Here is a 12,459-nt window from a genome sequence, read left to right as displayed (position 1 = left end):
TACCCCTAGCGTCAGAAGGCTACGTTGTAGATGAGACCTGCGAGCGCTCCGCCGATCAGCGGCCCGGCCACGGGGATCCAGGCGTAACTCCAGTCGGACGTCCCCTTGTTCGGGATCGGCAGGAACGTGTGCACGATGCGCGGGCCCAGGTCGCGGGCCGGGTTGATGGCGTAGCCGGTGGGCCCGCCGAGCGAGAGGCCGATGCCGACGACGAGGAACGCCACGATGAGCGTCTGCGTGCCCGACTCGCCGAGCCCCTTGGTGAGCCCGAAGGCGAGGATGGGCAGCACCAGGGCGATGGTCGCGATGATCTCCGTGACGAGGTTGGCCGCCGTGTTACGGATCTCCGGGATGGTCGAGAAGATGCCGAGTGTCGGCGTCGGCTCGTGCGCGCTCGTCACCTTGTCCTTGACGCTGCGGGAGACGTTGGCGTTGAACTGCGCGTAGTACACGAGGTACGCGAGAACGGCGCCGAGCGTCGCGCCGACCATCTGCCCGAGCAGATAGATCCAGACCTTGCCCCACTCCTCGGTGTCGATCGCGATGCCGAGCGTGACGGCCGGGTTGAGATGACCACCGGAGAGAGGCCCTGCGGTGTACGCGCCGGCGAGCACGCCGAAGCCCCATCCGAAGGCGATGACGACCCATCCGGAGGCTTTCGCCTTCGAGTGGTTCAGGGTGACGGCGGCGCACACGCCGGCGCCGAAGAGAATCAGGATCGCGGTGCCGATGATCTCACCGACGAAGATGTCCCCATTCGAGTACATGGCGGCTCCTAGGGCCTCGCCCGGGGCGGTGACCCCGGTACTCCGTGCTGGGTGCGTTCCACGACAACTGCCTGGCTGTGCCCGGTGACTTCAGCCGAAGGCAGGGGTGTCCCGCGCCCCGCTCGGCTTCCATGGCGAGCGTGCCGTCGCAGTCGAATCGCCCAGAGGGGGATGACCCGCTGAACAGGCTGTTCGTGCAGACCTTCGCGCGTACAGGGGCCCTGAGTGGCGAGGAGCCGAAGTGCGGCGATGCCGACTGACACCGGAAGTGTTCACCGGTGGTGATGGAGCGTCAAGGTCGCGGACGGCAACGGTTAACCGGCGTGAGCCCTTCCCCCGTGAGGCGCCCGTGGGCTCTCCCCGCGTCGGGCCGGGGAGAGCCGGTGACAGCGCTCAGCGCACCGCGACGACCGAGGAGCCGTGCCCGAACAGCCCTTGGTTCGCGGTGATCCCCGCGCGCGCCCCCGCGACCTGGCGCGCCCCCGCCGTACCCCTCAACTGCCACGTCAGCTCGCACACTTGGGCGATGGCCTGCGCCGGTACTGCCTCTCCGAAGGAGGCGAGTCCGCCGCTGGGGTTGACCGGTATGCGCCCGCCCGGAGCGGTCGCCCCCTCCCGCAGCAGCTTGGCCCCCTCTCCCTCGCCGCAGAGCCCCAGATCCTCGTACCACTGCAGTTCGAGCGCGGTCGAGAGGTCGTAGACCTCCGCCACGGAGAGCTCGTCGGGTCCGATGCCCGCTTCTTCGTACGCGGCGTGCGCGATGGAGGCGCGGAAGGTCCCGTCGGCCGGCGCCACGGCTGCCGCGGAGTCCGTCGCGATGTCCGGCAGGTCAAGGACGGTGTTCGGGTACGTCGGCGTCACCGTGGACACGGCCCGGATTCGCACGGGGCTGGTCGCGCCGCGCCGCCGCGCGAACTCCATGCTGGAGAGCACGAGCGCCGCCGCTCCGTCGGAGGTCGCGCAGATGTCGAGCAGCCGCAAGGGGTCGGCGACGACGGCCGACGCGGCCACCTCGTCGGCGCTGACGGCCTTGCGGTAGCGCGCGTTCGGATTGAGCGCCCCCGCCGCCGCGTTCTTCACCTTGACCTGGGCGAAGTCCTCCAGTGTGTCGCCGTGCACCGCCATCCTGCGGCGTGCGTACAGGCCGAAGTACGTGGGGTTGGTGGCACCGAGGAGCCGGAACCGCAGCCAGTCCGGGTCGTCGTGCCTGTCCCCTCCGGCGGGCCGGAAGAACCCCTTGGGCGCCGCGTCCGCCCCGACCACGAGGACGACGTCGGCGAGGCCCGCGAGGATCTGCGTACGCGCCGTGTTGATCGCCTGCGCCCCGGACGCGCACGCCGCGTACACACTCGCGACCCGCGCGCCCTGCCAGCCGAGCGCCTTCGCGAACGTCGCCCCGGCCACGTAACCGGGGTAGCCGCCGCGCACCGTGTCCGCGCCTACGATCGAACCAACGTCGCGCCAGTCGACGCCGGCGTCCGCGAGCGCCGCGCGGGCCGCCGCCGTGCCGTACTCGATGAAGCTGCGGCCCCACTTGCCCCAGGGATGCATGCCCGCGCCGAGCACCGCCACCTCGCTGGTCATGCGCCCACCCCCACCGGCCGCCAGTACCACGTCGTCGCTGCTTCTTCCCGGGCCTCGCCGCCGCCCTCGCCGTACTCGCCGTACTCGCCGTCCTCGTCGAGCACGCCGGGGACGACCTCCACCTCCATGCCGACCTCCAGATCGGCGACGGTGACCCCCGGAACCGACTGGCCGAGCACCACCATCCGCTCCGCCTCCAGCTCCACAGCGATCAACGTGTAGGGCTGCCAGGGGAGTTCCGGATCGGACACATAGGGCGCGGGTGGGCGATAGCGGCTGTCCGTGTACGACCAGACGCGACCGCGGGGGGAGAGCGGCACCTCGTCGAGGTCACCGCCCGAGCAGCCGGGATTGCGGCAGAAGCCGTCCTCGCGGGGGAAGAAGACACTGGCGCAGGCCGAGCAGCGCGTGCCCAGTAGGCGGAAGTTGTCTCCCTCCCCGGCGAACCAGCCGGTCACCACGGGAGTACGCGTACGCGACAAGGTTCCTCCACGACACTGGATCTGACGGAACGTCAGAAGTGTGCCACGGGCAACCGGATCCCGTCAGTAGCCCGGCACCCGCTACTTCCCCTGCAGAGAGCGGCGCGCCACGGGGAAGTCGAAGTAAGTGTCCGGGAAGAGCTCCGGCTTGTAGGTGAAGTGCCACCACTCCTCAGGGAGGTTGACGAACCCGACCTTGGACAGCGCGCCCCGCAGTAGATCGCGGTTGGCGCGCTGCTCGCCGGTGATCCGGGGATCGTCCGTGTGGGAGAGGGTGTCGAAGCAGTCGAAGCCGGTCCCCATGTCCACGGAGTTGTCGGGGAACCGCTCCTCCTTGGGCCCGAAACAGGGCGTGAGGGGCTCTCCGGGGACGTACGGACGCGTCGGCAGGGCCGGCAGCTTCACGACCGTCAGATCGAGCGTCGAGCCACGGCTGTGACCGGACTTCGCCGCGATGTAACCGTCCTCGAACAACCGCGACTTGTCGACATGGGGATAGAACTCCGCCTTCATGCGTACGTCGCCGAGGTCCTCGGCCCAGCGCACGAACTGGTCGACCGCCCGTTGCGGCCGGTAACAGTCGTACACCTTCAGGGAGTAGCCCTTGCGCAGCAGTGTCCGCTGCGCCTTGTGCAGGGCCTTCGCCGCGGGCTCCGTGAGGATGCACATCGGCTTCCTGTAGCCGTCGATGGGCTCACCCACGAAGTTGTGCGGGGTGAGGTACCGCATCTCCTGGATGATCGTCGGGTCGACGTCGCGCAACGCCACGAACTCATCGGGAGCCTTGGGTTCGGGCTTGGCGTGGGCGGGCGCGGGGGCGGCGGCCACGGCGGCGAGAGCGGTGGCGGTGACGGCAAGATTCCGCAGCGCGGGGGCAAGTCCTGTCATGAACCCTGCATCTATCAGGATCCGGCCCCGGAGGAAAAGACCGTCACCGGAGGAAAAGACCGCCACCGGAGATCGGACAGAGATCGGATACAGTCCGCGGCGTGTCCGCAACCCAGCACCGCGCCGAACCCACCCCGGGCTCCCACTGTTCGAGCTGCGGGGCGCCTTACGGGGACCGCCTTTCCACCTGGCCCCGCACCTGCGCCGCCTGCGGCACGGCGGCCTATCGCAATCCGCTGCCCGTGGCGGTGGCCCTGCAGCCCGTGTACGACACCAAGGGCACCGCCCTGGTCGTCGTGACCCGGACCATCGCCCCCGCGCGCGGGGGAGTGGCCCTGCCCGGAGGATTCATCGACGACCGGGAGGACTGGCGGGACGCCGTGGTCCGCGAGTTGCGGGAAGAGACCGGCATCGGCGCGGCGAGCCGTGACGTCCGCCTGGTGGAGGCGCTCAGCGCACCCGACGGCTACCTGCTGCTCTTCGGCCTCCTGCCCGAGCGCCCGGCAACCGAGCTGCCGGAGCCCGCCCCCACGGGCGAGACCGAAGGCTGGCACCTGCTGCACCGCCCGGCCGAACTCGCCTTCCCTCTGCACACCTTGGCGGTCCGCGCCTGGTTCGAAGGGCGCTACATCTGACGCCCTACATCTGACGCCGCGCGCTTCCCCGCACCGTCACCCGCAGCCCGACATCGCCCGCCGCCTCCGCGGCGTCCTCGACGGACCGGCCGTCCCGCTCGACCACCACACGCCCTCCGGCCCACCGCGTGGCGAACCGCTCGATCTCCGGCTGCTCCCACCCGTCACCCGCGTCCCTGACCACCAGGCCGCCGCCCGTACGCCCCGGCACAGGCGCCCACACCTCCAGCTCGAGCCCACCGTCGGCACCCCGCACCGGCAGTACGGCGCCGGCCCGCGCGAGCACAGGGATGCGGGACAGCGGAGCCTCCAGGAGCACACGGGCGGGCCCTTCGTACGCCTGGCCGGTCGCCGTGTCGTACCAACGGCCCGCCGGCAGCCGCACCGTGCGGCGGACGGCCCCCGGCTCGAACACCGGAGCCACCAACAGACAGTCCCCGAGCAGAAACGCGTCCTCGCAGTCACGCAGCGCCCGGTCCTCCGGACTGCCCCACCACAAGGGCCGCACGTACGGCGTTCCCGTACGCCGCGCCAGATGCGCGAGCGTCACGAAGTACGGCAGCAGCCGCCGACGTTCGACGAGCGCCACGCGCGCGTGCTCCAGCACATCGGGACCGAACTCCCAGGGCTCCCTGCGCCCGGCCCGCAGCGCGGCGTGCGTACGGAACAGCGGCAGATACGACCCGAGCTGGAACCACCGCAGATACAGCTCGGGCGACGGACTGCCGTCGAACCCGCCCACATCAGGACCCGAGTACGGCACGCCGCACAGCCCGAGACCGAGGACCAGCGACAGCGACGCCCGCAGGCCCGGCCACCCCGTGGCCACGTCCCCGGACCACGTCCCTCCGTAGCGCTGCATTCCCGCCCACCCGGAGCGCGAGAACAGGAACGGCCGCTCCTGGGGGTGCAGTTCGGCAAGGCCCTCGTACCCGGCGCGCGCCATGCCGAGGCCGTACACGTTGTGCGCCTCGCGGTGGTCGCCCCCACGGCCCTCCAGGGCGTGCCGGGCCGAGCGGGGCAACGTCGGCTCCCCGAAAGCGGCGAAGGACACCGGCTCGTTCATGTCGTGCCAGAAACCCGCGAACCCCTGAGCGAGCCGCTCCTTGTAGAGGCCGCCCCACCACGCCCGCACGCGCGCGTCCGTGAAGTCCGGATACACCGCCTGGCCCGGCCAGACGACCCCGTGCACCGTCCGCCCCGCGGCATCCCGCACAAAGGCGTCCGTAGCCCTCCCGCTGTCGTAGACCTCATTGCCCGGCTCGGCCTTCACCGCCGGGTCGACGATCGACACCAGCCGCACGCCGTCCCTGAGCAAGTCGTCGGCGAGCTGCGGCAAGTGGGGATAGGTCTCCTTGTCGACGGTGAACACCTGATGCGCTTCGTAGTGATCGATATCCAGATGAACAGCGTCCAGCGGCAGTTCCCGCTCCCGGTACCCGGCGACGATCCGCCGCACCTCACGCTCACTGCCGAAGCCCCACCGCGCGTGATGGTGCCCGAGCGCCCACGCGGGAGGCAGCGCGGGCGGCCCGGTGAGCGAGGTCCAGGTGTGCAGCACGCGCGCGGGCGTGCCCACCATCACCCAGCACCGCAGCGGCCCGCCGTCCATGCGTACCTCGCACGAACCAGCCCTGTCATGCCCCGACCCCGCACCCACCTCGCCCTCGCGCACCGCCACGGTGCCGTCCCACGTGTTGTCGTGGAACACCAGATGGCAGCCGACATCGGCCACGACGAGCTGCACGGGCATGGTGATGTACAAGGGGCCGTCGCCAGGCCCGAACGAACCCCCGGGATCGGTGTTCCACAGGCGGTACGTGCCGTTCCGCAGCCGGGGCCCCTGCGCGCGTCCCCCGAGACCGAAGAACCGTGCGTCCGCCGCCACTTGCGACCGCTGCAGCCAGCGCGCAGCGCCGTCCCCCGACTCCCACCAGCGGGGCGGCAGATCACGGCGCAGCATCAGACCGCCGGGCGTCCGCAGTTCCACGGCGCCGAGCCGCGACACGACCACCGTCGCCCGCTCCGACACCACCCGCCAGCCGCCCTCCTTGTCAGGCTCGAGGACGGCCCGCGGGTCCGCCTCGGGACTCCCGCTGACGAGCGCGTACGAGGGATCGGGTTGCGCACCGTCCCAGCCCCAGAAGATGGCCCCGCCCGTCGTGACCCGCACCCGCAGCTCGGAACGGGCGAACCGCACCACCCCGCCCCCGGGCCCCGGCTCCACCCCTGTCACCGGACCCGGGACCCGCGCGCGCTCGACACCCCGAGGGGCGAGCGCGGCCGCGTCCACCCGCCGCCTACGCCAAGAGGACCGCACCGCACGCAACCCCTGCGCCGTACCGATCAAGCTGACCGCCTTCATCGAACGCACCAGGTCACGACCGTTCATGCTGCTCACCCTGCCACCGAAGAAGCCACACGTGTGCATCGTTCAACTGCCGTTCACCTGGAGTGAGGGCACATAGTCGCCGCGCCGACTGTGTGAGGCACACCCTGGTGTCGAAATCGATCACGTGGCATCGTCCCTGTCAGCCGTGTCGCGCGCACAACCAGCACGCGCGCACCCACACGCATACGACGCGTAAAGCCCGGGAGCCGCCCCATGTCCTCAGCGAACCCCTCACCGCTCTGGCAGCCCGACCAGGAACGGATCGCCGCCGCGCAGATCACGCGGTTCCAGGCATGGGCCGCCGAACGCCACGGAGCACCCGCCGACGGCGGGTACGCGGCACTCCACCGCTGGTCCGTCGACGAACTGGACACGTTCTGGAAGGCCGTGACCGACTGGTTCGACGTGCGGTTCTCGACGCCCTACGCGCGCGTACTCGGCGACCGCTCGATGCCGGGCGCCGAATGGTTCCCCGGAGCCACGCTCAACTACGCCGAACACGCACTGCGCGCCGCCGAGGATCCCATGCGCACGAGCGACCCGGCTCTCCTCCATGTTGACGAGACCCATGAGCCGGCCGCCGTGACCTGGGGCGAACTCCGCCGCCAGGTCGGCTCCCTGGCGGCGGAGCTGCGCACACTGGGCGTGCGCCCCGGAGACCGCGTCAGCGGCTACGTCCCCAACATCCCGCAGGCAGTCGTCGCCCTCCTGGCCACCGCGGCCGTCGGCGCCGTCTGGACCTCCTGCGCCCCGGACTTCGGCGCACGCAGCGTCCTCGACCGCTTCCAGCAGGTCGAACCGGTCGTCCTGTTCACCGTCGACGGCTACCGCTACGGCGGCAAGGAGCACGACCGCCGCGACGCCGTCGCCGAACTGCGCCGCGAACTTCCCACCCTGCGCGCCGTCGTCCACATCCCGCTGCTCGGCACCGAGGCCCCCGAAGGCGCCCTGGAATGGGCCGCCCTCACCGCGTCGGACACGGCCCCTGTCTTCGAACCGGTGCCGTTCGACCACCCGTTGTGGGTGCTCTACTCCTCCGGCACCACGGGCCTGCCCAAGGCCATCGTCCAGTCCCAGGGCGGCATCCTCGTCGAACACCTCAAGCAGCTTGGCCTGCACTGCGACCTGGGCCCCGACGACCGCTTCTTCTGGTACACGTCCACCGGCTGGATGATGTGGAACTTCCTCGTCTCCGGCCTCCTCACCGGCACCACGATCGTCCTCTACGACGGCAGCCCCGGCTATCCCGACACCGGCGCCCAGTGGCGCATCGCCGAACGCACGAAGGCCACGCTCTTCGGCACATCGGCGGCGTACGTCATGGCCTGCCGCAAGGCGGGCGTGCACCCGGCCCGCGACTTCGACCTCTCCACCGTCCAGTGCGTCGCCACCACCGGCTCCCCGCTGCCGCCCGACGGATTCCGCTGGCTCCACGACGAGTTCGAGGACACCCCGGGCGGCCTGTGGATGGCCTCGGTCAGCGGCGGCACGGACGTCTGCTCATGCTTCGCCGGAGCGGTACCGACCCTGCCCGTCCACATCGGCGAGCTCCAGGCCCCCGGCCTCGGCACGGACCTCCAGGCCTGGGACCCCCAGGGCAAGCCCCTCATCGACGAGGTCGGCGAACTCGTGGTCACCAACCCGATGCCCTCCATGCCGATCCACTTCTGGAACGACCCGGACGGCAGCCGCTACCACGACAGCTACTTCGACACCTACCCCGGCGTCTGGCGCCACGGCGACTGGATCACCGTGACCTCGCACGGCTCGGTCGTGATCCACGGCCGCTCCGACTCCACGCTCAACCGCCAAGGCGTACGCATGGGTTCGGCCGACATCTACGAAGCCGTAGAACGCCTCCCGGAAATCCGCGAATCCCTCGTCATCGGCGTCGAACAACCCGACGGCGGCTACTGGATGCCCCTCTTCATCCACCTCGCCCCCGGCGCCACCCTCGACGACGGTCTCCGCGACCGCATCAAGCAGACGATCCGCGCGCAGCTCTCCCCGCGTCACGTCCCCGACGAGGTCATCGAGGTCCCCGGCATCCCGCACACCCTCACGGGTAAGCGCATCGAGGTCCCGGTCAAGCGGCTGCTCCAAGGCACGGCACTCGACAAGGCGGTCAACCCCGGCTCGGTGGACAACCTCGACCTGCTCCGCTTCTACGAGGAGTTGGCCCGCAAACGCTCCTGATTCCCGGCCCAGCGGTCGTTGTCAGTGCTGGCAATTACTCTGAGTGAGCATTGATCGACGTATCGCAGGGGGAATCATGGCTCGCACTCAACACACCACCATGCGACGCGCACTACGCCGCGAAGTCGCCGGCACCATCGGTCTCCTGGTCGACGAGGACGACTTCGCGGCGATGCGCCGCTACCGCACCTTCACGTTCGACGACCACACGGCCTACCTCCGGCAGGCCGAAGGCCTCCTCAGGTCGCTCGCGTCCGACGGCGGACACACCACCATCGCCCTCTTCGACCCCGAGGAGTTCGAGGAGTACTGCGCCGAGACCGGCATCGACCCCGACGCCCCGGCCAGCCGCACCCGCTTCACCGCCGAACTCGCCGCCACCGGCCCCACCGTGCCGTACGACGGCCAGCCCCTCGCCGAGCTCCTCCCCGATCTCGTCGACGAGGCGGTCCGCCAGGCCACCTGGGAGTACGCGACGATGCTCCTGGCCCGGCTCGGCTCCTGCGCGGTCTGCGGCGAGGACATCGGCCGAGCCGCCTTCAACCGCGCATCGGACCTGCTCGTCCAACTGCTCGACACCTCAGCCCCCGGCACCCGGCACCTCGTCTGCAGCGTCCCCGCAGCTCCGGAGACACTCCTCGCCGCGCTGCACGCGGCACGGGACGCCGAGGGCAACGCGGAACTCGACGAGACCGAAGCGCTGGAGTTCACCACGGTCCTCGCGGTGGGCATCGCCACCCACAGCGCCGCGGGCGTGGTGATGCGCAGCATCGCGGACGGAGAACGCGACCGCGTCCAGGGCTGGCGCCTGCACGGCGAGCGATTGCTGCCCCTCACCGCCGCCGAGGTCTTCGACGCCTACTGCACCGACGCGGTGTCAGGCGACCTGGTCGCCCCGGAATCAGGCGTCGACTACTGCGCCGCACCGACCATCGGGGACGACGGACCCGGAGGGGGACACCGCCACTGAACGCCGAGGGGCGCCCCATCCACACGGGATGGAGCGCCCCTCACACACCGGGTTCCGGCTACTCGCCGGACAGAACCGCCTGCGCGGCCTTCCGGGCTTCCTCGGCGCTGTCCGCGGCACGCGCGGCAGCCGCCGCACGCTCGCACTGAGCCAGCGTGTACTTGCCCAGCGTCGCCCGCACGTAAGGAATGGACGCCGCACCCATCGACAGCGAGGTGACGCCGAGACCGGTCAGTACACACGCGAGCAGCGGGTCGGAGGCCGCCTCGCCACACACACCACAGCTCTTGCCCTCGGCCCTGGCCGCCTCGGCGGACAGCGAGACCAGGTCGAGCAGCGCGGGCTGCCACGGGTCCTGGAGCCGGGACACAGCGCCCACCTGACGGTCGGCCGCGAAGGCGTACTGCGCGAGGTCGTTGGTGCCGAGCGACAGGAACTCGACCTCCTGGAGAATCGAGCGCGCCCGCAGAGCGGCCGACGGAATCTCCACCATGGCACCGAACTTGGCCTGCAGCCCCGCCTCACGGCACGCGTCGGCGAACGCCTTGGCGTCGATGCGGTCGGCGACCATCGGCGCCATGACCTCGAGGTAGACCGGCAGCCCCTCCACGGCCTTGGCCAGCGCCGTCAGCTGCGTACGCAGCACGTCGGGGTGCTCGAGCAGCGACCGCAGCCCACGCACGCCAAGCGCCGGGTTCGGCTCATCGCCGGGCGTCAGGAAGTCGAGCGGCTTGTCGGCACCCGCGTCGAGCACACGCACGACGACACGGCCCTCGGGGAAGGCCTCGAGCACCTTGCGGTACGCCTCGACCTGCTTCTCCTCCGACGGCGCCTTGGTGCTGTCGTCGAGGAAGAGGAACTCGGTCCGGAAGAGACCGACACCCTCGGCCCCTGCCTCCACCGCGGCCGGCACGTCCGCGGGTCCGCCGACGTTGGCCAGCAACGGCACCTTGTGCCCGTCGGACGTGGCACCGGGGCCGGTCGACGCGGCGAGCGCGGCCTTGCGCGCGGCGGCAGAGGCCTCGAGCTGACTCCTCTTCTCCGCACTCGGCTCGACGAAGATCTCACCGGTGCTGCCGTCCACGGCGACCACCGTGCCCTCGGCCAGCTCACCCGCACCCGGCAGAGCGACGATCGCGGGCACACCGAGCGCCCGAGCGAGAATCGCGCTGTGGCTGGTCGGCCCGCCCTCCTCGGTGACGAAGCCGAGCACAAGCGCGGGGTCGAGCAGCGCGGTGTCCGCCGGCGCGAGGTCACGCGCGATCAGGACGTAGGGCTCGTCGCTGTCCGGCACACCGGGCATGGGAACGCCCAACAGACGGGCGACGATACGATTCCGCACGTCATCGAGGTCGGCGACGCGGCCGGCCATGTACTCACCGGCGCCCGCGAGCAGCTCGCGGTAGTGCGAGAACGCGTCGTAGATCGCGCGCTCCGCCGAGCTGCCGACGGTGACGCGGCGGTCGACGTCGGCCATGAGCTCGGGGTCCTGGGCGATCATGGCCTGCGCCTCGAGCACGTGCTGTGCCTCGCCGCCCGCCAGATGGCCACGCGCATTCAGGTCGGCGGCGACAGCTTCCACAGCCTGGCGAGCGCGCCCCTGTTCGCGCTCGGCCTCCTCCGCGGGAATCTGCTTGGCAGGCGGCTCAAGGACCGCCGTCCCCATGTGCCGAACCTCGCCGATCGCCACACCGTGGCTCACGCCGACGCCTCGCAGCGTTGTCTCCATTTCACCCGTCTCCGATAGAGCGACGGGCCCAGCCGCCGCGGTGGATGTCCTACCTGCCGTCAGGGACGGCGATGACGTCACTTCCAGCTGAAGAGAGCGTCTCCAGCCTTCACGTCGCCATCCTCCACGAGGCCGGAGAGGGACTCGGCAGTGGCCTCGAGTGCCACGATCGGGCAGATCGGAGACTTGCCGGCTGCCTCGACGCCCGCCGGGTCCCAGCGCACGATGGACTGACCGCGCTGCACGGTGTCACCCTTGTTGACGAGCAGCTCGAAGCCCTCGCCATTGAGCTGGACGGTGTCGATGCCCAGGTGGGTAAGGACGCCGTGACCCTCGTCGTCGACGACGACAAAGGCATGGGGGTGAAGCGATACGACGATGCCGTCGACGGGGGCGACAGCCTCGGAGGGCTCACGCGCGGGGTCGATGGCCGTGCCGGGCCCGACCATCGCGCCGGAGAACACGGGGTCCGGTACAGCAGAGAGCCCGATGGCGCGTCCTGCAAGCGGGGACGTCACGCTGGTCATGGCAAGCCTCCCAGGGGGTGGAGATACGTAGCCGTCGTCACTACCTGTCCTGGACGACGCACTGTTCAGAAGAGTAAGTCATAAAAAGTCCCGGTTCCGCGTGAGAGGTCCCGGATGACTGAGTAGGGGCACTGCACAAACGATTTGCGCCCGCCCCAACGCCCGATGTACAGTCGGAGACCTGCCTGAGGCAAGCGGCGCGGTCCAGCGTCCGGGACTCGGCGGCATCTATCAAGTCGGATCCTAATCCCTGGGTCAGCTTCTGCGTGCTCGCAGATGAGTGGTCAGG

At 70.5% G+C, this 12,459-nt stretch carries 10 protein-coding genes; 3 read left to right on the top strand and 7 right to left on the bottom strand.

All coding sequences use genetic code 11. From position 1 onward, the window contains the following. Positions 1 to 11: 11 nt before the first annotated feature. From E5671_RS11110 to E5671_RS11095, 4 genes are all read right to left on the bottom strand, one after another. Positions 12 to 767 (bottom strand): MIP/aquaporin family protein, encoded by a 756-nt coding sequence (locus tag E5671_RS11110; protein ID WP_160503680.1) that lies wholly within the window; start codon positions 765 to 767, stop codon positions 12 to 14. 393 nt (positions 768 to 1,160) lie between these two features. After that, positions 1,161 to 2,351 carry a lipid-transfer protein gene (locus tag E5671_RS11105; protein WP_160503679.1) on the bottom strand — a complete coding sequence of 397 codons (1,191 nt, stop codon included), beginning with the start codon at positions 2,349 to 2,351 and terminating at the stop codon, positions 1,161 to 1,163. Then, positions 2,348 to 2,812 (bottom strand): zinc ribbon domain-containing protein, encoded by a 465-nt coding sequence (locus E5671_RS11100; RefSeq protein ID WP_160510119.1) that lies wholly within the window; start codon positions 2,810 to 2,812, stop codon positions 2,348 to 2,350. The genes E5671_RS11105 and E5671_RS11100 overlap by 4 nt, the downstream gene beginning before the upstream one ends. 102 nt (positions 2,813 to 2,914) lie before the next feature. Continuing rightward, a complete protein-coding gene (locus tag E5671_RS11095; protein WP_160503678.1) occupies positions 2,915 to 3,721 on the bottom strand; it encodes a M15 family metallopeptidase in 807 nt (268 codons plus the stop codon). Between the two features lie 101 nt (positions 3,722 to 3,822). Here E5671_RS11095 and E5671_RS11090 point away from each other — a divergent pair, with 101 nt between their 5' ends. Further along, the gene (locus E5671_RS11090; protein WP_160503677.1) at positions 3,823 to 4,356 is read left to right on the top strand and encodes an NUDIX domain-containing protein; all 534 of its coding nucleotides are present in this window, start codon (positions 3,823 to 3,825) and stop codon (positions 4,354 to 4,356) included. Positions 4,357 to 4,360: 4 nt separating this feature from the next. On the opposite strand, the gene E5671_RS11085 is transcribed toward E5671_RS11090, so the two are convergent. Next, positions 4,361 to 6,748: a glycoside hydrolase family 31 protein gene (locus tag E5671_RS11085; RefSeq protein WP_160503676.1), complete on the bottom strand. Its 2,388-nt coding sequence runs from the start codon at positions 6,746 to 6,748 to the stop codon at positions 4,361 to 4,363. Between the two features lie 213 nt (positions 6,749 to 6,961). Here E5671_RS11085 and E5671_RS11080 point away from each other — a divergent pair, with 213 nt between their 5' ends. Together E5671_RS11080 and E5671_RS11075 are read left to right on the top strand one after the other, a co-directional pair. Beyond that, on the top strand, positions 6,962 to 8,944 hold the full coding sequence (locus E5671_RS11080) for an acetoacetate--CoA ligase (RefSeq protein ID WP_160503675.1): 1,983 nt from the start codon (positions 6,962 to 6,964) through the stop codon (positions 8,942 to 8,944). Positions 8,945 to 9,020: 76 nt separating this feature from the next. Further along, positions 9,021 to 9,914: a hypothetical protein gene (locus tag E5671_RS11075; protein ID WP_160503674.1), complete on the top strand. Its 894-nt coding sequence runs from the start codon at positions 9,021 to 9,023 to the stop codon at positions 9,912 to 9,914. Between the two features lie 58 nt (positions 9,915 to 9,972). Here the strand turns inward: E5671_RS11075 and ptsP are convergent, their stop codons facing one another. Together ptsP and E5671_RS11065 are read right to left on the bottom strand one after the other, a co-directional pair. Next, entirely contained in the window at positions 9,973 to 11,643 is a 1,671-nt protein-coding gene (ptsP, locus tag E5671_RS11070; protein WP_160503673.1) for a phosphoenolpyruvate--protein phosphotransferase, read from the bottom strand. A 77-nt stretch (positions 11,644 to 11,720) separates the two neighbouring features. Beyond that, on the bottom strand, positions 11,721 to 12,170 hold the full coding sequence (locus E5671_RS11065) for a PTS sugar transporter subunit IIA (RefSeq protein WP_160503672.1): 450 nt from the start codon (positions 12,168 to 12,170) through the stop codon (positions 11,721 to 11,723). Positions 12,171 to 12,459: the final 289 nt, after the last annotated feature.

Origin of the sequence: Streptomyces sp. BA2 (assembly GCF_009769735.1) — a bacterium.
Taxonomy (GTDB): Bacteria; Actinomycetota; Actinomycetes; order Streptomycetales; family Streptomycetaceae; genus Streptomyces.
This window is presented reverse-complemented; position numbering and strand designations above follow the sequence as displayed.

Excerpts from the sequence above, each read along its gene's own strand:
- E5671_RS11080 (WP_160503675.1), top strand. The coding sequence starts at position 6,962 with ATGTCCTCAGCGAACCCCTCACCGCTCTGGCAGCCCGACCAGGAACGG.
- E5671_RS11095 (WP_160503678.1), bottom strand. The coding sequence starts at position 3,721 with ATGACAGGACTTGCCCCCGCGCTGCGGAATCTTGCCGTCACCGCCACC.
- ptsP (WP_160503673.1), bottom strand. The coding sequence starts at position 11,643 with ATGGAGACAACGCTGCGAGGCGTCGGCGTGAGCCACGGTGTGGCGATC.
- E5671_RS11065 (WP_160503672.1), bottom strand. The coding sequence starts at position 12,170 with ATGACCAGCGTGACGTCCCCGCTTGCAGGACGCGCCATCGGGCTCTCT.
- E5671_RS11110 (WP_160503680.1), bottom strand. The coding sequence starts at position 767 with ATGTACTCGAATGGGGACATCTTCGTCGGTGAGATCATCGGCACCGCG.
- E5671_RS11085 (WP_160503676.1), bottom strand. The coding sequence starts at position 6,748 with ATGAACGGTCGTGACCTGGTGCGTTCGATGAAGGCGGTCAGCTTGATC.
- E5671_RS11105 (WP_160503679.1), bottom strand. The coding sequence starts at position 2,351 with ATGACCAGCGAGGTGGCGGTGCTCGGCGCGGGCATGCATCCCTGGGGC.
- E5671_RS11075 (WP_160503674.1), top strand. The coding sequence starts at position 9,021 with ATGGCTCGCACTCAACACACCACCATGCGACGCGCACTACGCCGCGAA.